Annotated in this window: 1 protein-coding gene; it reads right to left on the reverse strand. The window is 53.2% G+C overall.

Going from position 1 to position 1294, the window contains the following annotated elements; all coding sequences use genetic code 11:
* Positions 1-133: 133 nt before the first annotated feature.
* On the reverse strand, positions 134-1213 hold the full coding sequence (locus J2D73_RS20210; RefSeq protein ID WP_207884210.1) for an IS5 family transposase: 1080 nt from the start codon (positions 1211-1213) through the stop codon (positions 134-136).
* Positions 1214-1294: the final 81 nt, after the last annotated feature.

Raw genomic sequence — 1294 nt, forward strand, 5'->3', positions numbered from 1 at the left:
TGGAGGGATCGAAGAACCCTTGATTGATACTCTTGTCTGGTGATTTTAGGCTTTTGACGATTTGATTGACGGTGCTTTGGGTCAATTTTGACCTGCGTTTTGAGCAGATCGAGTGTTGTCCCTTGTTGGATGGCTATGCGCTCGCGCTCAATCTTTCGAGGAAGAGGAAGCGGCGCATATTATAGACGATATTGGCCAGGCCGATCCTCATGGTGGCTCGCGCGATACCGACAGTTCGGATGAACAGACCCATTTGCGATTTCTGGTCAGCAAAGACATGCTCGACGCGGGATCGGATCACGGACTTTCCTGCATTGGACCGCTGGATATGGAGTGGCATCGGTTTGAGATGCGGCTTTTTCCTGTGAACCTTTGAGATACAGCCCTGCTTTTCCATGAAGTCTTCATTGGCTTTGGAGCGATACGCCGTGTCTGCCCAGACGCTTGAGGCCGTATTGGTTTTATCCAGCAGCCCTTCTCGCAATCGCGCACCATCACTGGCGGCGGCATCTGTCGTCTTCCATTTTCGGATCAGTCGGAACTTCCGGTCGATGGAAACATGGGACTTGTAGCCAAAGAACGGAATGGCAAGATCGCTGGATGGCATGGTTCCATCATCCTGCCGCTTTGCCTTCGTGAACTTCAGTGTCCAGCGCGCATGACGGTCCTTGTGCGACAGCTTTGCGGGTTTGTCCTGCCAGTCTTCAGGAATACGTCCTTCCCGAAGATCGGCTTTCTCAGCGTTCGTGTTGCGCTGCTTGGGAGCAGCCACCAGTGTGGCATCCAGGATCTGGCCTGACATCGGGAGATAACCGGCGTTCCGCAGGGTCGCGTCAAACCGGTTGAACAACCCATCGATCGCACCCGCCTGTGTCAGGCGTTCACGGAGCAGCCAGATTGTTTTGGCATCAGGCACCCGATCTGAAAGTCCCAGACCAAGGAAACGCATAAAGGAGAGGCGATCGTTGATGAGATACTCTGTCCGCTCATCAGACAAATTGTTGAGCGTCTGGATCACCAGGATCTTGAACATCATCACCGGATCAAATGGTGGTCGCCCGCCCTTGCTTCCATCTGAATAGGCCAGAGCCTCCTCCAGATCAGGGCGGAACACTTCAAAATCCACAATCTGGGAAAATGCTTCGAGCTGATCGCCAAGCCCGCTCAACCGGGCAAGCCGCTCTTCAACATCAAAGAAACCAGCCTGCTTCATCTTCCATCATCCCCAATCAACTCAGGGGAAATGGAATCACAGAGGAACCCTCAAAACCAGAGGGTTTTTCGAACCCTCCAA

The organism is Acetobacter sacchari, from assembly GCF_017377715.1.
Lineage (GTDB): Bacteria > Pseudomonadota > Alphaproteobacteria > Acetobacterales > Acetobacteraceae > Acetobacter > Acetobacter sacchari.